Annotated in this window: 21 protein-coding genes, 2 tRNA genes and 1 riboswitch; of the genes, 7 read left to right on the forward strand and 16 right to left on the reverse strand. The window is 46.2% G+C overall.

The genetic code is table 11. The annotated features are described in order from the left end of the window. Both ACLGGO_RS30875 and ACLGGO_RS30880 read left to right on the forward strand, forming a co-directional pair. Positions 1-542: HEAT repeat domain-containing protein (locus tag ACLGGO_RS30875; protein ID WP_446422169.1), on the forward strand; the 542-nt coding region annotated here is incomplete at its 5' end. A gap of 208 nt (positions 543-750) precedes the next feature. Continuing rightward, on the forward strand, positions 751-1,314 hold the full coding sequence (locus ACLGGO_RS30880) for a Uma2 family endonuclease (RefSeq protein ID WP_446422170.1): 564 nt from the start codon (positions 751-753) through the stop codon (positions 1,312-1,314). 173 nt (positions 1,315-1,487) lie between these two features. Here the strand turns inward: ACLGGO_RS30880 and ACLGGO_RS30885 are convergent, their stop codons facing one another. The 5 genes from ACLGGO_RS30885 to ACLGGO_RS30905 all read right to left on the reverse strand — a co-directional run bounded on the left by ACLGGO_RS30885 (position 1,488) and on the right by ACLGGO_RS30905 (position 4,552). Further along, a complete protein-coding gene (locus ACLGGO_RS30885) occupies positions 1,488-1,613 on the reverse strand; it encodes a hypothetical protein (RefSeq protein WP_446422171.1) in 126 nt (41 codons plus the stop codon). A gap of 169 nt (positions 1,614-1,782) precedes the next feature. Further along, positions 1,783-2,862 (reverse strand): class II fructose-bisphosphate aldolase, encoded by a 1,080-nt coding sequence (gene fba, locus ACLGGO_RS30890; protein ID WP_446422172.1) that lies wholly within the window; start codon positions 2,860-2,862, stop codon positions 1,783-1,785. A gap of 176 nt (positions 2,863-3,038) precedes the next feature. Continuing rightward, positions 3,039-3,110 (reverse strand) — tRNA-Lys (locus ACLGGO_RS30895). 68 nt (positions 3,111-3,178) lie between these two features. Beyond that, entirely contained in the window at positions 3,179-4,048 is an 870-nt protein-coding gene (locus tag ACLGGO_RS30900) for an aldose epimerase family protein (RefSeq protein WP_446422173.1), read from the reverse strand. 357 nt (positions 4,049-4,405) lie between these two features. Continuing rightward, complete coding sequence (locus ACLGGO_RS30905) at positions 4,406-4,552, reverse strand: hypothetical protein (RefSeq protein WP_446422174.1); 147 nt, start codon at positions 4,550-4,552, stop codon at positions 4,406-4,408. Between the two features lie 186 nt (positions 4,553-4,738). Here ACLGGO_RS30905 and ACLGGO_RS30910 point away from each other — a divergent pair, with 186 nt between their 5' ends. Together ACLGGO_RS30910 and ACLGGO_RS30915 are read left to right on the forward strand one after the other, a co-directional pair. Next, positions 4,739-4,903, forward strand: a complete 165-nt coding sequence (locus tag ACLGGO_RS30910; RefSeq protein ID WP_446334899.1) for a hypothetical protein — start codon at positions 4,739-4,741, stop codon at positions 4,901-4,903. A gap of 702 nt (positions 4,904-5,605) precedes the next feature. Next, entirely contained in the window at positions 5,606-5,917 is a 312-nt protein-coding gene (locus ACLGGO_RS30915) for a DUF6679 family protein (RefSeq protein ID WP_446334900.1), read from the forward strand. A 167-nt stretch (positions 5,918-6,084) separates the two neighbouring features. Here ACLGGO_RS30915 and ACLGGO_RS30920 read toward each other — a convergent pair whose 3' ends face one another. From ACLGGO_RS30920 to ACLGGO_RS30935, 4 genes are all read right to left on the reverse strand, one after another. Then, positions 6,085-7,722 carry an MBL fold metallo-hydrolase gene (locus tag ACLGGO_RS30920; protein ID WP_446422175.1) on the reverse strand — a complete coding sequence of 546 codons (1,638 nt, stop codon included), beginning with the start codon at positions 7,720-7,722 and terminating at the stop codon, positions 6,085-6,087. Positions 7,723-8,385: 663 nt separating this feature from the next. After that, positions 8,386-8,457: transfer RNA gene (locus ACLGGO_RS30925), tRNA-Thr, on the reverse strand. A gap of 104 nt (positions 8,458-8,561) precedes the next feature. Beyond that, positions 8,562-9,737 carry a cysteine desulfurase family protein gene (locus ACLGGO_RS30930; RefSeq protein WP_446422176.1) on the reverse strand — a complete coding sequence of 392 codons (1,176 nt, stop codon included), beginning with the start codon at positions 9,735-9,737 and terminating at the stop codon, positions 8,562-8,564. Between the two features lie 143 nt (positions 9,738-9,880). After that, positions 9,881-10,261, reverse strand: a complete 381-nt coding sequence (locus tag ACLGGO_RS30935; protein WP_446366007.1) for a DUF7682 family zinc-binding protein — start codon at positions 10,259-10,261, stop codon at positions 9,881-9,883. A 335-nt stretch (positions 10,262-10,596) separates the two neighbouring features. Here ACLGGO_RS30935 and ACLGGO_RS30940 point away from each other — a divergent pair, with 335 nt between their 5' ends. Both ACLGGO_RS30940 and ACLGGO_RS30945 read left to right on the forward strand, forming a co-directional pair. Further along, positions 10,597-12,225 (forward strand): phospholipase D-like domain-containing protein, encoded by a 1,629-nt coding sequence (locus ACLGGO_RS30940; RefSeq protein WP_446422177.1) that lies wholly within the window; start codon positions 10,597-10,599, stop codon positions 12,223-12,225. A gap of 20 nt (positions 12,226-12,245) precedes the next feature. Continuing rightward, complete coding sequence (locus tag ACLGGO_RS30945; RefSeq protein ID WP_446422178.1) at positions 12,246-12,842, forward strand: tetratricopeptide repeat protein; 597 nt, start codon at positions 12,246-12,248, stop codon at positions 12,840-12,842. 131 nt (positions 12,843-12,973) lie between these two features. Here ACLGGO_RS30945 and smpB read toward each other — a convergent pair whose 3' ends face one another. Then, positions 12,974-13,441 (reverse strand): SsrA-binding protein SmpB, encoded by a 468-nt coding sequence (gene smpB, locus ACLGGO_RS30950; RefSeq protein WP_446422179.1) that lies wholly within the window; start codon positions 13,439-13,441, stop codon positions 12,974-12,976. Positions 13,442-13,575: 134 nt separating this feature from the next. Continuing rightward, positions 13,576-13,662, forward strand: a riboswitch (Glutamine riboswitch). Between the two features lie 35 nt (positions 13,663-13,697). Between smpB and ACLGGO_RS30955 the strand changes: the two genes are divergently transcribed. Further along, positions 13,698-14,042, forward strand: a complete 345-nt coding sequence (locus ACLGGO_RS30955) for a DUF4278 domain-containing protein (protein ID WP_446334907.1) — start codon at positions 13,698-13,700, stop codon at positions 14,040-14,042. A gap of 130 nt (positions 14,043-14,172) precedes the next feature. Here the strand turns inward: ACLGGO_RS30955 and ACLGGO_RS30960 are convergent, their stop codons facing one another. The 6 genes from ACLGGO_RS30960 to prfB form a co-directional block, all read right to left on the reverse strand. Further along, the gene (locus ACLGGO_RS30960) at positions 14,173-14,961 is read right to left on the reverse strand and encodes an MBL fold metallo-hydrolase (protein WP_446422180.1); all 789 of its coding nucleotides are present in this window, start codon (positions 14,959-14,961) and stop codon (positions 14,173-14,175) included. Between the two features lie 26 nt (positions 14,962-14,987). After that, positions 14,988-15,608, reverse strand: a complete 621-nt coding sequence (locus tag ACLGGO_RS30965) for an anthranilate synthase component II (protein ID WP_446334909.1) — start codon at positions 15,606-15,608, stop codon at positions 14,988-14,990. A 72-nt stretch (positions 15,609-15,680) separates the two neighbouring features. After that, entirely contained in the window at positions 15,681-16,196 is a 516-nt protein-coding gene (locus ACLGGO_RS30970; RefSeq protein WP_446422181.1) for a diacylglycerol kinase, read from the reverse strand. Between the two features lie 50 nt (positions 16,197-16,246). After that, on the reverse strand, positions 16,247-16,780 hold the full coding sequence (gene ybeY / locus ACLGGO_RS30975; protein ID WP_446422182.1) for an rRNA maturation RNase YbeY: 534 nt from the start codon (positions 16,778-16,780) through the stop codon (positions 16,247-16,249). A gap of 37 nt (positions 16,781-16,817) precedes the next feature. Beyond that, positions 16,818-17,030 carry a DUF3285 domain-containing protein gene (locus tag ACLGGO_RS30980; RefSeq protein ID WP_446334912.1) on the reverse strand — a complete coding sequence of 71 codons (213 nt, stop codon included), beginning with the start codon at positions 17,028-17,030 and terminating at the stop codon, positions 16,818-16,820. 189 nt (positions 17,031-17,219) lie between these two features. Further along, positions 17,220-18,327 (reverse strand): peptide chain release factor 2 gene (gene prfB / locus ACLGGO_RS30985; protein ID WP_446422183.1). Its coding sequence is split into 2 segments (ribosomal slippage): positions 17,220-18,254 and positions 18,256-18,327, totalling 1,107 coding nucleotides; the frame shifts between segments, so codons are not numbered across the junction. Positions 18,328-18,465: the final 138 nt, after the last annotated feature.

Consider the following 18,465-nt stretch of genomic DNA (forward strand, 5'->3'; position numbering starts at 1 on the left):
TAGGGGATACTCAAGCTGTCGAGGGTTTAATTGCTGTCCTCAATGATTCCGATAGTAACGTGAGAAGGGAAGCAGCAGTAGCTTTGGCTAAGATAGGCAATACTCAAGCTGTCGAGGGTTTAATCGCTGCCCTCAATGATTCCGATAGTGACGTGAGAAGGAAAGCAGCAGCAGCTTTGGCTAAGATAGACAATACTCAAGCTGTCGAGGGTTTAATTGCTGCCCTCAATGATTCCGATAGTGATGTGAGAAGGAAAGCAGCAGCAGCTTTGGGTGAGATAGAAAATGCAGAAATCTTGAAAAAGCTAATTAAGTTCCTAGACATTAATATCTATGATGATGATATATTTCCCCTAGCCCGGACATTAGCCGTTCGATTCAGCAAAGAAAACCTACCTTTTATTCCCGTCTATCCTAAGTTGGTTCGCTTTAGCTATTCACCCATATTGGCAACAATGAAGCGTCTTTCGCAAGATAGCAATCCTATTGAAATTGTGGCAATTTCCAAAACTGAAACTATTGATATATTTCTTTTCTTTTAAGCCGTTCCGCTTATTACCTCAGACAATCTCTTGGAGACGATATTACAGCATTCTGTCAAGTACAAGAAACACTGGCATTAACCTAGATCGCCAGTCCACTAATAGTAAAGAGCCTGATTTTTCGTTCAGAATGAGCGCCAGAATGACCGTTTTGCGTTATAGCTGGGATTACTAGACCGGTGTTCTAGAAGGAGGAGATCACACAACGATGACAACTACCCTAGATCAAACCATTACCTTAGCCGAATTCCTAAACCTGCCAGAGACAAAACCTGCCAGTGAATTTATTAATGGTCGCATCTACCAAAAACCAATGCCTCAAGGCAAACACTCTCGCCTACAGTTTCAACTGTGCAATAGGATAAATCACGTCGCTGAAGAGTCGCAAATTGCCCTCGCTTTTCCTGAACTGCGTTGCACCTTTGGCGGGCGTTCAATTGTTCCTGATGTTACTATATTTCAATGGCAACGAATACCTATTGATGCTAACGGTGAAATAGAAAATGTATTCGCGCTTTCTCCCGATTGGACAATTGAAATTCTCTCCCCTGATCAGAATGCCACAAAGGTAATCAGAAATATCCTCCATTGCCTAAGACACGGTACTCAGTTAGGATGGTTTATTGACCCGGATGAGCGGTTAATTCTGGTATTCTTGCCGGGACAACAACCCCTAGAGATGACAGGTGATGATCTCTTACAGGTACCTGAATTTTTGGATTTAAATCTAACCGTCACTCAGGTATTTGCTTGGCTAAAAGCTGGAAAATAATATCCTTACCCTAACAGTTAAGTTAAGGTGCGTTACGCTTCGCTAACACACCCTACTGGCGTGACCTAGCTTATCGTAACAATCTCTATGAAGTGTTGAGAATCTTGAAGCATTTGGGGCGTTTAATTGAGTCACCCTTGACAAGATGAACGGACTGTGTATTCACAGGACAACTAATCCTGATGACGCGATCGCATAATACTCCATCCTGCGATTACTCCCTTCCCGGTAGAAAATTTCTTATTTTGCTCTTCTCCTGTTTCCCCTAAAAGGGCGGGTTTAGTCAAGCTATCCGACATCAACAGAAACTTATCTGTTAAACCCGCCCCTACAAACCCTGCTCCCTCTGCTATCGAAGGTTTAGGTATTTTTAGAGCGCTAAAGGAGTAAGCTGATCTTCAGACACCAACAAAATCCCCCGCCTGTTAACGGGGGATTCGCTATAAATGGGTGTTACCCGGTCAACGATTAAGCCTTTACAGTTTCCTTGGTAACAGCACTTAACTCGCCCTTGGCATACTTAGCCGCAAACTCATCCAAAGTCATTTGCTTGATCTTGCTAGCATTACCCGCCGTACCGAATTGCTGATAACGATCTGAGCAAACCTGCTTCATGTACTTAATAGAAGGCTTCATGAAATGGCGCGGATCGAAGTTCTTAGGATCTTTGGCAGCCGCTTCGCGAATTGCTGCGGTGATTGCCAAACGATTGTCGGTATCAATGTTAACCTTACGGACACCACTCTTAATGCCTTTTTGAATCTCTTCTACAGGCACACCGTAAGTTTCAGGAATTGCACCACCATATTGGTTGATCATGTCCAGCCACTCTTGGGGTACAGAGGAGGAACCGTGCATCACCAAATGGGTATTGGGTAGACGGCTATGAATTTCCTCAATCCGGCTGATGGCAAGAATTTCACCCGTAGGCTTACGGGTAAACTTGTAAGCACCGTGACTTGTGCCAATTGCTACGGCTAGAGCATCAACTTGAGTGCGCTCAACAAACTCAACGGCTTGATCCGGGTCAGTCAACAACTGTTCGCGAGATAGCTTACCTTCCGCACCGTGACCATCTTCCTTTTCACCCATACCCGTTTCCAAAGAACCGAGACAACCTAGTTCCCCTTCAACGCTGACACCGACAGAGTGAGCAACTTTTACCACTTCAGCCGTTACATTGACGTTGTACTCGAAGCTAGCTGGAGTTTTGGCATCTTCTTCCAGGGAACCGTCCATCATCACACTGGTGAAACCATTGCGGATAGCTGAGTAGCAAGTCGCTGGACCATTACCATGGTCTTGGTGCATGGCAATAGGAATATGGGGGTAGGTTTCCACTGCAGCCATGACTAAGTGGCGCAGGAAGAGTTCACCTGCATACTTGCGAGCGCCGCGAGAGGCTTGTAAAATCACGGGACTATCAGCTTCATCAGCAGCCTCCATAATCGCCAGGATCTGCTCCATGTTGTTTACGTTATATGCTGGAATGCCATAGCCATTCTCTGCCGCATGATCCAAAAGCAGCCGCATGGGTACGAGCGCCATAAAAAAGTCCTCCTAACTTTAGGTGTTTTGTCAGCTAGTCGTATCTAGAAACTTAATTCTTAGAATAATCTTAAGATATTTTTCAGTTTATAGGAAATTATCTGGTCAAGATTCTAACATTAGGCTTCTTGATGAACTCCATAGTTTCCGTTTATGAAAAAATGGATACTGAAATATGGGTCGCCTGGGATTCGAACCCAAGACCAATCGGTTAAAAGCCGAGTGCTCTACCGCTGAGCTAGCGACCCACACTTGTAAGCGTTTTCAAGCGCCGTTTTCTACAATAGCAGAAATCACCAAAAATGTAGAGGGTTTTTCAAAAAAAAGTGGCGCTGAGTTGCACCGAAGTCTCCAAACTCTCTCCAGGAGACAACTTGGTGATATTTTTTCCTGTGTTTAATCCATTGCGGGGAGCGCTCCAGGGTTCCAAACAGTAATAGTCTTTGCCCTTAACCGTCCAGAAGACGAGAGTTGAATAGGGTTCACCGTAGGTCAAGGTGAGTTTTAACCGCCGTTGCTGATCGATCACCGTTGCCGATTTACCCGTGATTTGCCGAAAGGCTACGTCAATTTCATCCTCACTCCAATCAAAGCCGCCCGTGAAGGGGTAAACTTGTCCGGTTTGCTGATCCTGATACGCCGCCGCCGGAATCTCAAACTGCAGCTTGGTTTTATCTGAAGTTAAGAAGTACGGATGCACTCCTGTGGAAAAGGGCATCACCTCTGGAGACTGATTGGTATAGCGCTGGTGAAGCGTCAAGGTATTGCCCTGCAGTTGGTACGTGAAGTTGAGTTGCCAGTCGAAGGGATAAACAGCGCGAGTTTGGTCGTTACTATTGAGGACTAGGGTTAGGCTAGCCAAGTCATTCGTCACTCGTTCTGTAACCAGCCAGGGTAAATCGCGGGCGAAACCATGCTGTTTGAGCTGATATTGTTTGTCTTGGTGGGTGTAGGTATTGTTCGGTAAATTGCCGCAGATGGGAAAGAGAATCGGAATCCCCCCCCGCACGCTCAATGTCGGGTCTCGAAACCGTTCGGCATCAAAGTAGAGGATGTCCTGACCTTGAAGACTCCAGTGAGAAATCAGACCACCGCGTTCGGGAACGACTTCCAACCGAGACTGGGAGTCTTGGGCAGTGAGGATATAGGTTGAGTATTGCTCCTGTTTCAGGGCGATCGCAAACATCTGTCTTTTGATTTCCTTAATAGTTGAGCGGCTGGAGTTAGCGGCACGAATAACTTTAACAAACTCTTGTCAAAAAAACTGTCCTATTTTTACAAATTCTTAACAAAAAGCCTTTAGTATAGTACATAAGCAATTGTTGTAATTTTAGGGTTCAGGAGTGCCTACAGGCGATTAGTTCGTTTTAGAGTGACACATATCACTCTAGATTGAGCTGAGAATCACACCAAGCAACTGACACTTGTCAATGTCTTCAACAGGGAGATATTGGATAGTGTTAGGGATACCCCTATGATTACAAATGCTTGGTTACTATGATTCTTCGCACTCTTGTCCAATCCGCTCTGAAAACAGGCTGCCTCAGCGTTGCTTCCGAGGGGCTAATCCGGCAAATTCTGGAAATAAAAGGTTATCAAACAGCAGATCTTGAGGCTTTGACTGTCCTTTATGAGGCGGTGAAGTCTGGTAAAATTGAGCGGGAGGCTCATGATAACCGGTTTCTGTCATTTCCTGATCTGCACAGGCAAAGCGCGATAACAGGAGTGTAAACCCCCAACTTCAACAGGGATTCAGTACAAGAGTGATCAGTAACCAAGGGTTTGAACTCACGTTTCAGGGCAAGTTTTGGAATTGGCTAGGCTGGATGCCCGTTACGGGAGTCGTCGGTTCACACAAATCTGGATTTAACTAGATTTGGCGATTCATCCCGCGCCGTACTTTTATGCCAGCGTCGGGATGAATCGCCAGTTTAACCTAATTGGCTCTAGTTCCCTACCCGTCTACATGGTAGGAATGGATAGCCAATTATCAAGTATACGCTATACTGATAGTGTTGTTAGTGATAACAATCGAGGTTAGGAACAACGCTCGTCTTTCAGTCGATGACTCAAGCTCTACTGAGGTTGTAAGACTACAGCAACTTGGTCAGATGAAGCTTCAGAAACTCAAACTTCTACAAGGTTGAGTCGCTCATAAAATGGGTTCTTCCATGTTCCTGACTGTAAAATGCCAAAAGCGTCGCCAAAAAGTGACGCTAAGGGAAGCTTGCACTGTATTCCTAGGGTCAGTGTAAGATGATGTCACTGTCTAATACAAAATACCTATCAGCCAGGATGTACGACCTGGATCAAAGTGCGCTAATCTCAATGGCGAAATACATGGTTTCCCCTCCTTGGGTTTACTCTCCTTGGTCTTGCCTTTTACCAATGTCAATCCCTCGAATATCTGTTATTTGCTCACAGGTAAAATTGCTCTCCACCTTTACCTTGAGCCGAATTATAGCCCATCTTGTCCCAATTCCGTTAAAGATCTTAAGGTTTTTTTGTCTAGTGAAAAACACCCTGCATTCATGCTCCAAATTCCGGTTAAATGCCAGTTAAGCTTTTAAGCATTGACTGGGAAATATGACAATAGTAGGGATGGGAGCAGTTGATGAGGGAAAATTGAGTCAAGCTATCCGAAGCCAAGCTTGGATAAAAACTGTCCCTGAATTATTCTAAAAACTGGAGCGACTTGCTCCCAGATGTGTTGGAAGAGTTATCTGCTAAGGAGAAGCCAAATATGCTACACCGCAAGATTTATCAACTTTGTTGCGATGGTCGTGAGGTCTGTATTTTCTTGCGGGATCAGCAACGTTGGATTGAACGCGCTCATATTGTCGATATTGAAGGGGATTTAGTGACAATCCGCTATGAAACTGATGAAGAAGACGAAATTTGCTCCTGGGAGGAAATGGTTCGCTTAGAAAGCATCGGTTCAGTTACTCAAAAACTTGCTTCTGTGACGCGCGGAAATTTTGAACCACTAGTGTCTGACGATTGTCCAGAAGCAGAACAAATTCATCCGCGTTTTCCTGAGTCCAATCAAGACTAAAAAATTAGGTGTCATTTGTCATTTCTAAAGGCGGGTTTAGTCACATCCGGGTGGCAAAAAACAAAGGTTGATAGTAAAACCCGCCCCTACAAATCAGGTTCCCTCGAAGGTGGTGAAGGGTTTTGGGAGCCATGACAGATTACCTCTTTGACTGCAACTGGGTATGACTAAGTTTCTGGTGGAGGTGTAATCGGTTCAAAAACTGGACAATATCCCTCCGGTGTCACTTTAAACGAGTAGAGGGGAGAGGCAGCATTCCAACAGCGCTGACCCCGTTGATGACGGCAATTAGCACAACACTCAATATTAGCAGGCATCTTCACCGAACTGCTTTGATTGAGCAGTTCACGTTGGGACAAGCCGCGTAATACCAGTTCTTCTCCTTGCCAACGAGCTTCCACTAAACCTGTATCGGCAAAATCTTGCCAGCGGGGATCAGCCGCAATTGCTTCTGGTAATGTAATAGTCACCACCGTACCCAGCTCCGTTAGCTCTCCTTCGTAATTGGTTTCTGGTGGTGGTGCCGGTTGTATAAATGTCTCTCCAATTGGCAGTTCAATCAGAGTTCCTGATGATGGTGTATGGAGATGGTAGCGGTTTTGTAACTCTTCTAATCCCGTTAAGTCAGCCAGGTAGGTGGGAGAGCCATGAACAAAAATAATATGCTGAGGACGAAGATTATGGATTAACTGAGTGGTTCCTAAACAATCGCTATGCTCGGTTAACAGATAAGTTTCTACATCTGTAGCACTCAAGTCGGTGGTTGGAGGCGGATATCTCAGGCGTTCAGGTCGCAGCACTGTCCAAGAGGTGGGGTTAGGATGACAGTAAACCCTCAAGTCAGCCGTTTCATCAGTTAGAACGATGCTGGTGACCCGCGCGATCGCACCTCGTTGCTGCTCATCTACGCGACGCACACGCGGTTTCACCCGTTCATCCCAAAATAAGGGTTGATGGCGAGCAAAGTTTTGTACTGATGGGGGGAGGTGAGGTAGGAGCTCTAAGTAAGCATCGCATCCTTTGGCAACCGTACCATCTACCCAAATATCCAGATTGCGTCCAGTAAACTGGTGATGACTCCGCAGCAGCATCAAGATTTCTTGACCCAAACCCAAGGTGGGTACTGGCAGCAAAATAGAACGATTTGCTGCCAATGCTTGATCAATGCGTTCGACAAGTTGATTCTCTTGTTGGCGTCGATGGGGGTGTCGCGCAGTACCATAACTCCCTTCAATAATCAAGACATCTAGGTTTGTACCTCGTAATGATTCAATTGACAATCCTTCGACCAACCGTGAATTTGAAATAAAAAAGTCTCCCGTATACAGAAGTCGGTAGGTGCGATTTGGACTTGTATAGGTTAATAAAAATGCCGTTGCTCCCGGTAGATGTCCAGCAGGAAATAACTGCACACTTAATCCTTCTCGAAATTCAATCGGCGATCGCCAAGGAAGTGCTTGGCAGAATCCGGGAATCTCCTTTGGAGGTAAATAAGTCCAGTTCAGGGGTAACAGTTGAGTTGTGACTTCACTGGCGTAAATTGGCAATTGTGGAAAGGCTTGGTGCAGTGCTAGCAACCCCTTGGCATGATCGCTATGGGCGTGGCTACATAAAACCACATCCGCAGGCAAGTTAGCTTGGGCTTTCAGAGGCGAAATGTCTTCTAACCCACAATCGAGTAGGATGCGGTGGGGTCCCATTTGCACCAGCAAACAAACTCCTTCTGCACCATGACCAACACCGTAGGCAAAACAGGCTAATTGATCATCCTCAGCAGAGGATGTCACTGGGCGTTGATTGCTCATGAACTTTGAGAAGACGGTTCTATGCTGTGACAGTTGCTTAACAACCAACTCACTTGAAGAACCATAACTACATCAACAATGCTTCTAAACCTTATTCGTCTTTTAGCTTATTTGGCGATGGGTTCCCCACACTGTACTCGTAAGAGTCAGTATATAAACTTGCCACCCTTATCTTTTCGGTTAAATCTTAGAATAACCTGATTCTCTCGGGCGAGTGTATTGACGGTATATAATCAGTATGCTACTTCATCAATAAGATGTAGCAAATATCTGGGCTAGCTTATCCTAGCTTAGTGGGCTGAACCGTTGCCGTGATAGTTGTCTGAATCGTAGAAACCGTTCTTGGTGCCAAAAATGAGAGCGGATACGGTAAAAAGAATGGTTAAGACCACTAAAATCAGTTTGATATCCATCTATAGTTTACTTACTTGTATCTGAAAAACAGGATCTGAAACACTACTGAATACTTTTGACCGATCAGTATTTTGGTCTATTCAGTATAGATACACATTTTACCACGAAATTTATGTTCAAGTTGAATCAGCGTTTCACCCATCAACAGGGTCAGCGGGGGAAGTCTGATGAACGCACTTGCCTACCTGCGTGCAAGCCTCTTATCCACACCAACCTATCCACATCCAGGAAAAGTCAGTAATTACACTAAGCTGGTGACAAGATTTGAACTTGCGACCGGCTGATTACAAATCAGCTGCTCTACCACTGAGCTACACCAGCAACTTCGTTTAGCATAGCAAATTATATTAGCAGTAGGGAAGAGGTAAAAGGGACGCTGGAGGAGAAAAAGTTAAATTAGAGCTTATTGGACTGCCTTGCTTGGGTCAAACGTTCAATAATACAGGTTCTGGCAATAACCGGGCGAGAACTTGCTTGAGTACCATCGCTGTCCAATCTACATCAGCTTCTGTGGTTTGTCGCCCCAACGTCAAGCGAATGCCTCTTAATGCCTCTGACTCACTGTAGCCCATTGCCAATAAGATCGGACTAGGATTGAGTTTACCACTATCACAGGCAGAACCCGCACTAATGCCTATCCCTGCCAAATTAAGCTGACGCACCATCGTTTTACCGGTCACTCCCTTTAATCGGGATGCTGGGATATTAGTTAAGCAAAAACTAACATGATGAGGTAAGCGGTGTCGTCGCGAACCTGTTGGTTTTAAATAAGGGATGTCGCTGAATTGATTAAACAAGCGATCGCGCAACCGAATTAACCGAGGTGTTTCCGTTGACAGTTCGGCTGTTGCCAATTCGGCGGCGATACCAAATCCCGCGATCGCGGGAACAGCCTGTGTCCCTGAACGCTGTTGCATTTCTTGTCCCCCACCCCACAATAGTGGCACTAATTCAACATTAGGACTTACATACAGCGCCCCCACTCCTTGAGGTCCATAAATCTTGTGACTTGAAATTGACAGCAAATCCACCGGCAACTGTCGCACATCAATAGGCAACCGTCCCGCCACCTGTACCGCATCGGTATGGAACAGTATGCCATGATTCCGGGCAATTTGCCCTAGTGTTTCAATGGGTTGGAGAGTCCCCACTTCACTTTGACCATAAATTACAGATACTAATACCGTATTTGGTTGTAGGGCGTCTTCCAAGTCGCGGGGATTTACTCGTCCCTGTTTATCTACAGGTAATCGTGTCACCTGCCATCCCCAAGTTTCCAACCAGCGCACAGGTTGAGCGATCGCGGAATGTTCCACGCTAGAAATCACAATATGCTTGGGCGTTCTGTAGTTTTGGGCAATCCCCATAATGGCTAGATTATCTGCCTCTGTGCCACCGGAGGTAAAAATCAAAGCCTCGGCTGGCGCATTAATTAAGCCAGCCACTTGCATTCTCGACTGTTCCACGACAGTAGCAGACCGTTGTCCCCACTCATGTAAGCTAGAGGGATTACCCCACTGCTGAGTCAATACCCCTTGCATCGCCGCGATCGCTTCTGGGCGGGGGGGTGTCGTGGCGCTGTAATCGAGATAAATTTGCATAGTGTTCAGCCTTTTTCACTCGGCGACGGGCTATAGTTTCAGCATATAGCTCTGAGGACTGCTTATTCTGTGCCCAAAGTCTGACGTTTTGGTCATTGGTCATTAGTCATTGAACAGAAACAACTCAAAACTATTTCATCCCTCTATTCACCGGGTTTATCCACATTGTAGTCCTCGTGAGACAAGACAGCGTAGGGAACCAACAAACTCCCGTAGTCATGACAAATCATCCGGTAGTTGCGGGTAACCGGGATACTGACGATCCAGCGATTGTGGCGTAGTCGCTTGCCGCCAAATTCTCGGTAGTTCTTTTGTTCTTCCAAGCCAGCGATAATCACACGGGCTTTGACCACCACATGGGTGGGCAAATCCTTTAAGTCAATGGGATCATTGTCAAAAGTAGACTCCCATTCTTGCTTTTGTTGCTTTTTAGCTTCCCGTGCCTTGTTGTCTTGCTCACATCGGTGGCAGGTTTGACCATACCCCTTATGACCGCACGGAAATGTCTTTTTTCGTCTCGACATAAAACGGTGGGATGGGTTCAAACCCTAGACGTGACCATGTTATCTTCCTGATAGTGATTTCCCCCATTCAGGTTGTGGAAAACGAGATTTAAGTTGTTCGTTGTATTTTTATGTTAGTTCAATAGGGACAAATCCTTGAACCTTATTTCAAACTGAATCAGAAAAACCCAGATCAGCCGTTTTAGTCCGATGGCTCAGAGTCCCATATATCTTATACTTTCCTAGCTTCTCCGGCTTGTCTCAAGGGATCAATTCCCATTGACAGCCTACTTGGTTTATGTTGACCTAGGTGATAAAAAATAATCAAAGCAATAAGTGAATCTAATAGAAATTCAATGACTCAATCCTACTGGCATCAAGGTATCATCTGGCTCATTGTATTAACTCTGTCCGCTTGTCAACCTCCTCAACCTCAAGTTCACCGTCCGCCTCCCTTACCCCAAGACCCCTTTGTTCAGGTCTACTTTAACCATTCCCCCTCGACAACCTACAAAGAACCCTATCGCTCAGTGACTCGACCGGGCGATAATTTAGAGCAGATTATTGTCGAAGCGATCGCGACGGCTCAATCCACTATTGATGTTGCTGTCCAAGAGTTGCGCTTGCCGCAAATTGCTCAAGCTCTGGTTCAACGACATCAAGCGGGGGTTAGAGTCAGGGTGATCCTAGAAAATACCTATAACCTCTCTTGGAGTGAAATCCCAGCCGAAGATCTAGCTAAACTGCCACCTCGGGAACGCAACCGCGCCCAAGAGAATTTACGGTTAATTGACAGTGATAACGATGGCAAGCTGACCCCGAGTGAAATTAATCAACGAGATGCTTTGGTTATTTTACGAAATGCTGGCGTTCCTATCCTAGACGATACAGCCGATGGCTCTCAAGGTAGCGGCTTGATGCACCACAAGTTTGTCATTGTGGATGGATACAAGGTGATAATTACCTCCGCTAACTTTACCACCAGCGACATTCATGGTGACTTTCAAGCACCGGAAAGTCGTGGCAATGCCAATAATCTCGTCAAAATTGAAAGTGTTGAATTGGCGAATTATTTTACCGAAGAATTTAACCAAATGTGGGGAGATGGACCTGGTGGCAAAGCCGATAGTCAGTTTGGCGTCAAAAAGTCACAACGCCCTCCAAGGCAGGTTACTCTCGGAGATACCACTGTGACTGTCAACTTTTCGCCCACGTCACCAACTCAACCCTGGAGTCAAAGCAGTAACGGTTTCATTGAGCAAACCCTGCAAAGTGCCGCCCAAACCATTAATCTGGCATTGTTTGTCTTTTCTGAACAGCGACTGGCAGATCAGTTACAAACTTCAGATGAAAAGGGTGTCCAAGTTAAAGCGTTAATCGATCCAGGTTTTGCCTATCGCTACTACAGCGAAGGACTAGATTTATTAGGTGTGGCGCTGAGTAATGAGTGTCGCTATGAAGCGGGTAATCGTCCTTGGCAAGATCCGATTGCCACAGTTGGTATCCCTAAACTCCCATCAGGCGATCTGTTACATCATAAGTTTGGCGTGGTAGACGGGAAAACAGTGATTACAGGGTCTCATAATTGGTCAGCATCAGCCAATCACCAAAACGACGAGACGGTTTTGGTGATTGATAGTCCTCTAGTCGCCGCTCATTTTGAACGTGAATTTGAACGTCTCTACACGAATGCCATACTGGGTGTCCCGGTGGCGGTTCAGCAAAGGATTCAGAACCAGCTACAATCCTGTGACGAGATTACTCAGGCAAACGATCCGAACGCCCCAACTTTTAGTGGGATAGTCAACCTCAACACAGCCACTCAGGAGGAACTGGAAACTCTACCTGGAGTTGGACCCAAACTGGCTGAGCGAATTATTGCCGCGCGATCGCAAAAGCCATTCACGTCATTAGCTGACCTTGACCAGGTTCCAGGTGTCGGATCTCATCTACTCCAGCAGTTAGATGGGCGAGTGACGTGGTAATCCTAACCTTATATAATGCCATGAACTATTTTTCTTTGAGTTTACTCTTGACAACAACAGCGATTTTGGCTCAATCATCCCCGCCCTCGATAGCCGCCAGGGTGTCCCAACTCAACTCTAAATCCGTGATCCCAGCCACACAATTATGGGTGCAAGAGGTGAATGACTTTGATTACTGGTTTGATCGCTGTTATGAACTCACAGGCGAGGAAGCACTGGAGGCTTGCGACAACGCGATCGCCATTAATTCCAATGATGCGTCAGTCTGGTATAACCGAGGTACGCTGCTGATGACAGAACTAGAACGATATGAAGATGCAGTAGGATCTTTCGACAACGCTTTGGAGATCAATCCTCAGGATTTGGCAGCCTGGGATAATCGAGGTGTGGCTTTAGGACAACTGGGGCGGTACGAGGATGCCTTAACTTCTCATGATCGCGCCTTGGAAATCGACGATCAACATGCGAGAGTTTGGCAAAATCGCGGCGTAACCCTGTTTCTTTTGCAGCGCTATGAAGAGGCTCTCACAGCCTTTGAGCGTGCCATTGAACTTGATCCCAACTACGAACAAGCACAACGCAACCGAGACTTGGTTCGGGAACAGTTAGGGCGATAGCCTCTTTGATTCCGCAAGTGCGGGGGAACTGATTAGTTGGGGTGGGTTTTACCAATCACCAATCACTTTCTGTCTATTTCGCACCCGCCCTTGTCGGGAAGCACAGACATCCTTTTCATCTGTGGGTATATTTAATAGCGCTGAACAACTCGCGCCATTTCACGCTCATCCTGACGCCGCTTAATTGTCTCGCGCTTGTCGTGCAATTTTTTCCCTTTACACAAACCCAGGCTCACTTTCACCAAGCCTCGCTTCAAATACATTTTTAACGGCACTATGGTTAACCCTTGTTGTTCTACTTTGCCTACAAGTTTGCTGATTTCCTGCTTGTGCAGCAACAGTTTACGGGTGCGAAGCGGGTCGTGATTGAAGTAGAGGCTGCTACTTTGGTACGGCGAAACATGTACGTTCAGCAGCCAAGCCTCACCATTGCGAATTAGGGCATACCCATCGCGCAAATTGACCCGACCCTCGCGGATAGACTTAACTTCTGTTCCTTTTAACTCAACGCCCGCTTCGTAAGACTCTAAAATCTCATAGCGGAAACGTGCTTGCCGATTATCGGCAACAACCTTGAACCCTTTACTTTGATCACTCATACCAATCACCTTAGCGTCTGATACTGAAAATTGTGGACTCAGACAATCACCTCAGGAAACCCTCAAAAGGTAAAGTTTTGTTAAAGAGTTGACATTTTCTCGAAAAACAGTAACAATAGATACAGAACAAATAAATCGTTCATCTCTCTAGCCATTAATCAATTAACCGTGAAAGATGATTAGAGGGACGGAAGTAGGGACAACTCCCGAAGGAACGCGCCTCATATCACTACAGTTGCATTACGAGGCGAAGACCATGAAACTTAATTATCGCGGCATCAAATACGATTACAATCCCCCTACGGTAGAAACTGTCGAATCGGGATCTGGTGGTAAATATCGGGGTTGGGACTGGCGATTCCGCAATTTAAAAAATCCGCCAGTGTTACAACCGCGAGTCAACCTGCAATATCGCGGCGTTCGTTATCAAACACCAGGGACTGTTGCTAATAATGGTGTTGCGCCAGAAAAAGCACCCACTTTAGTTACCAGTCAAGAGAAAGCTCGTTCTCGGATGAGCAAGCAGCAACGAGTTCTCAAAAATCGTCAGCTTTCGATGTTGTATCGCTCAGCTACGGAAGTTGGATTGGCAACTCGTTAACTGTAGATGGGAGTGACGCCTCAAGGCTCAACGGAGTAATTTGGGGTAGTTGAACAGAAGGTATCCAACTAATAAACTACCCCGCCTGTCTCAAGGGCGGGGTTTTTAATTCAGATCCCCCTTATCTCCCTTAAAATCGATAACTCAACACTTTAATCATCGAACGATTCTGGGGTAAATCTGAGAATTTCAACGTCAGCATATCGCTGTTTATCCGACTTACGGGCATTCCCTCCATCACAGTTAAAAACTCATCCACGGAGCCAATCCCATAGTCCCCCTGACAGGTTTCATCCGCTGCTTGGGTACGGAAATGAGTCGGGACTACCATTTTCGGATTTAACACACCGATCGCTTGTTTAGCCTCTTGAGGATTATACGCTTTGATACTGCCGCCAACAGGCACAAATACCACATCAGGACGCCCCATGAGGATTTTCTGCTCAATTTCAATAGGTGCAGCCGCCCCACCTAAATGCAGAAGTTTAATCCCACTTTGCTCCCATTGCCATGCCACATTATTCCCTAATCGGCGTCCACCTTCTCGATCATGAGGAATACTAATCCCTTGGAATCGAATACCCCCGATCTGATAAACTCCCGGTTGAAATAGGATACGCGGATTTCCTGGCAATCCCTCAGCCGCACCTTCGTCCAACAACTGAGAGCTAATTAAAACCAAATCAGATTCCACTTTCGGTGGACGATAACCTGCTGTACACCCGACTGTCCGAAACGGATTAACCAGAATCCGCATCCCCTCGCCTGTAAACAAAAAGCAGGTATGTCCTAACCACTGAACTGTCAACCTTCCATTAGCCGACTGTGCCCCAGCCGACTGGAATTGTGCAGCCAATGTCGTTCCCAAAGTGCTAAACACTCCTGCACCCACGTAGCGCATCAACTGTCGCCGTTTCATTGTTAGTTAATCACTACTCCTAATACTTAAGCTAGAACCATAGGGTTTTGAGTCGATGCTGGAAGAGATACTAGAAAATTTTGCAATAACTGTTTGCCACAATCGGTCAAAACACTCTCTGGATGAAATTGGACGCCCTGGAGATGGGGATAGTTCCGGTGTCTCACCCCCATAATTGTCCCATCCTCCACCCAAGCCGTAATTTCCAGTACCTCTGGACAGCTTTCTTTGTCAATCACTAGGCTGTGATATCGAGTGGCGACAAAGGGATTGGGCAGATTCTGGAAAACACCTACTCCGGTGTGGTAAATTTCCGAAGTTTTACCATGCATCAACAGGGGGGCACAGATAATTTTTCCGCCAAAGACTTGACCTATACTTTGATGACCCAGACAAACGCCTAAGATGGGTACAGTTGCACCAAGCTGGTGAATTAACTCACAGGAGATTCCAGCATCATCCGGGCGTCCGGGTCCTGGGGAAATAACTATCCCATCAGGGTTTAACTGGCGCAGTTGCTCTAGGTCAATTTGGTCATTGCGGTAAACCTGAATATCAGCAGCAATGGGCAATTTGAATCCTAGTTCACCGAGATACTGCACCAGGTTATAGGTAAAACTGTCGTAGTTATCAATGACAATAATCAAAATTTACACTCCTTTTGAACTCACCCTAACCACGACAAAACGTTACACTGTAATTTAGGTTAAAAAAATAGCTTAACGTATCAGTAAAAGGATACGAGTCATTAAGGGAGGCAAGAGTAGGGAGCCAGCCACGAGTAGGGCTGCGATCGCGGAGATGAGAACAGCACCTGCTGCACAGTCTTTAGCTACTTTTGCTAGCTCATGATAGGACTGTTTAACGGTTAAGTCCACAACCGCCTCAATTGCTGTATTGAGCAATTCCAGGGTCATCACTAGCCCACTGGTCAAGCCAATCACGGCTATTTCCACAGGCGTCAAGTCTAACAAAATAGCCAAGCTAATTGCCACGATGCCAATCAGGGTATGAATGCGAAAGTTCCGTTGGGTAACAAAGGCATAGCGCACTCCCGCCCAAGCATATTTAAAACTGACTAATAGGGTTGGGGCAATGCACCAAGCCAAGTCTCGTTTGAATCTATGATTAGACTCAGGCTTTGGCGGTTTGGGGAGTGACAGATCCTGCACTATCGACCGGGAGCTGGGAACCAGGTATTGAGAGTTAGCAGAATGAGTATTGTGATAAACCATGGGGATTGAATTCCATTGCTAGTGATGAACTGACACTGAATCCAGTGTCATTATACGGGTAACGTCAAGTTGACAATCTGGAGTAAAGCCTGTTGCTGGTTTAGCATTCGCAGCAAGCTTTCCTCATCCGGATGATCCCACCCTAAAAGATGTAACAACCCATGGGTTGCTAACCAAGCCAGCTCTACTTCTAAGGGATGACCCTGTTGTTGAGCTTGGCGATAAGCGGTTTCCACTGAAATGACGATATCTCCCAGGTAGACTGATTCAGCCGCTTGCATGTCTGGAGGTATCTGAGGCGAGTCTACCTCTAATGCGGCGAAGGAGAGTACGTCAGTGGGTTGATTTTTGTGGCGGAACTGAGAATTAAGTGCCTGAATTTCTGCGTCGTTACTCAGGCGTAGTGTCAGTTCATACCCCAAGGCTGGCGGACTATCTGGGTGCAGTTGCAGTGTTTCAAGCCATTGGCTGAACCAATGTTCCCAAGTGGAAGTGGAAATGGGGTTCGTGAGGAAATTGGCTTCCAGAGTCGCTGACTGGGAGGCTTCAAAGAAACAATCCTGCACTATTAGTTCGATATTCACTCGTGCCGCCTCTCTTGTGAGGTAAGCTATGGGAACGTTAACGAGTCAGGTAAGCTAAACCAATTAGCACAGCTAATAGACCCACAGTGGTTAGAAAAAAGTGCTGTAGGGATTTGCCTCCTTTACTCACCATGTTACGCATCGCTAATTTCACGTAACTGGGTTTAGGTTCATTGAAGGCGGCGTTTGCTGTTGGCTGTTCAGCAAAAGGGGACTTCGCTGTATCCGAGGGTGTCGAGGGTTGACTCATTAGTAATTTTGATTTGACGCTAAAAACTATTTTATCGCCTTTATTTACATAATGTAACAAATTGCCATTCGTAATTTGCCAAATTTGGTCAGGGCGGGTTTAGTCACATCTAGATGATCAAAAAACGATAATCATTAAACCCGCCCCGATACCCCACACCCCACACCCATCTTCCCCATCCCAAACTGATTAGGTCAATTGATTTTCCTGACGCAGGTAGGCTTCGATGAAGGGATCAAGAGTCCCATTCATGACATCATCAACGCCTGTGGTTTCCACATTCGTCCGTAAGTCTTTCACCAACTGGTAAGGGTGGAAGACATAATTGCGAATTTGGTTTCCCCAAGCGGCTTCAACTATATCGCCTCGGATTTGGGCAATTTCCTGGGCGCGTTGTTCTTGAGCAATCACCAATAGCTTGGCTTTCAGGAGGGCGAGGGCTTTTTCCTTGTTTTGCAGTTGCGATCGCTCCTGGGTACAGCGCACGGCAAGTCCTGTGGGAACATGCACAACCCGAACGGCGGTTTCCACTTTGTTGACATTTTGACCGCCCTTACCCCCAGAACGAGAGGTGGTAATCTCTAAATCCGTTTCGGGAATATCTAGGTTTACACCTTCGTCTAGCATGGGCATGACTTCAACGCCTGCAAAACTGGTTTGCCGCTTACCGTTGGCGTTAAAGGGAGAAATTCGCACCAGTCGGTGAGTTCCTTTCTCCGCTTTCAAATAGCCATAGGCGCGGAGTCCCTGAATTTCCAAAGTAGCTGACTTAATTCCAGCTTCATCCCCTTCTGAGAGTTCTGCCAACTGCACCTTATACCCTTGGTTTTCTGCCCAACGGGTGTACATTCGCAGCAGCATTTCTGCCCAATCTTGGGCATCCGTTCCGCCAGCCCCAGCATTAATCGCCAGTACAGCACCATTGGCATCATAGGGACCCGATAGTAGCTGTTCTAGTTCCCAACGGTCAAGTTCGCGATTCAGCTTAACTACATTGGTTTGGGCTTCTTGCAGTAGTGCTTCATCGGTTTCGAGTTCCAGCAATTCCAGAACTGCTTTTGCATCCTCTAGATTACTTTTCCACTGATGGTACTGCTGGAGATTCAATTTCAGGTCATTCAGCTTTTGCAGGGTTCGCTGAGCGAAGGTTTGGTCATCCCAAAAATCCGGTTGAGCCGCTTGTTGCTCTAAGTCTTTAATTTTGGCAGTTAGGGCAGGGATGTCAAAGATAGTCCTGGGTTTTTCCCAGGCGATCGGACAAGGTTTCAACTTCGCGTTTAATCTCTAAAACTTCCATTTTTCTTGGTTTTGGTACTTTACTACCCTTTATCAATTTTGACACTCCTCAGCCCTTTAGACGTGAGGATTCTTTCTTCTCAGGGACACCGATGTGTTTACCCTCACAAAGCATCTTGACCGTGTGTCCCACGGCTGC

Origin of the sequence: Coleofasciculus sp., from assembly GCF_046565525.1 — a bacterium.
Lineage (GTDB): Bacteria > Cyanobacteriota > Cyanobacteriia > Cyanobacteriales > Coleofasciculaceae > Coleofasciculus.

Coding starts and splice junctions, on each gene's coding strand:
- ACLGGO_RS30880 (WP_446422170.1), top strand. CDS start 751: ATGACAACTACCCTAGATCAAACCATTACCTTAGCCGAATTCCTAAAC.
- ACLGGO_RS30885 (WP_446422171.1), bottom strand. CDS start 1,613: ATGTCGGATAGCTTGACTAAACCCGCCCTTTTAGGGGAAACAGGAGAA.
- fba (WP_446422172.1), bottom strand. CDS start 2,862: ATGGCGCTCGTACCCATGCGGCTGCTTTTGGATCATGCGGCAGAGAAT.
- ACLGGO_RS30900 (WP_446422173.1), bottom strand. CDS start 4,048: ATGTTTGCGATCGCCCTGAAACAGGAGCAATACTCAACCTATATCCTC.
- ACLGGO_RS30905 (WP_446422174.1), bottom strand. CDS start 4,552: ATGACAGAAACCGGTTATCATGAGCCTCCCGCTCAATTTTACCAGACT.
- ACLGGO_RS30915 (WP_446334900.1), top strand. CDS start 5,606: ATGCTACACCGCAAGATTTATCAACTTTGTTGCGATGGTCGTGAGGTC.
- ACLGGO_RS30920 (WP_446422175.1), bottom strand. CDS start 7,722: ATGAGCAATCAACGCCCAGTGACATCCTCTGCTGAGGATGATCAATTA.
- ACLGGO_RS30930 (WP_446422176.1), bottom strand. CDS start 9,737: ATGCAAATTTATCTCGATTACAGCGCCACGACACCCCCCCGCCCAGAA.
- ACLGGO_RS30935 (WP_446366007.1), bottom strand. CDS start 10,261: ATGTCGAGACGAAAAAAGACATTTCCGTGCGGTCATAAGGGGTATGGT.
- ACLGGO_RS30940 (WP_446422177.1), top strand. CDS start 10,597: ATGACTCAATCCTACTGGCATCAAGGTATCATCTGGCTCATTGTATTA.
- ACLGGO_RS30945 (WP_446422178.1), top strand. CDS start 12,246: ATGAACTATTTTTCTTTGAGTTTACTCTTGACAACAACAGCGATTTTG.
- smpB (WP_446422179.1), bottom strand. CDS start 13,441: ATGAGTGATCAAAGTAAAGGGTTCAAGGTTGTTGCCGATAATCGGCAA.
- ACLGGO_RS30955 (WP_446334907.1), top strand. CDS start 13,698: ATGAAACTTAATTATCGCGGCATCAAATACGATTACAATCCCCCTACG.
- ACLGGO_RS30960 (WP_446422180.1), bottom strand. CDS start 14,961: ATGAAACGGCGACAGTTGATGCGCTACGTGGGTGCAGGAGTGTTTAGC.
- ACLGGO_RS30970 (WP_446422181.1), bottom strand. CDS start 16,196: ATGGTTTATCACAATACTCATTCTGCTAACTCTCAATACCTGGTTCCC.
- ACLGGO_RS30980 (WP_446334912.1), bottom strand. CDS start 17,030: ATGAGTCAACCCTCGACACCCTCGGATACAGCGAAGTCCCCTTTTGCT.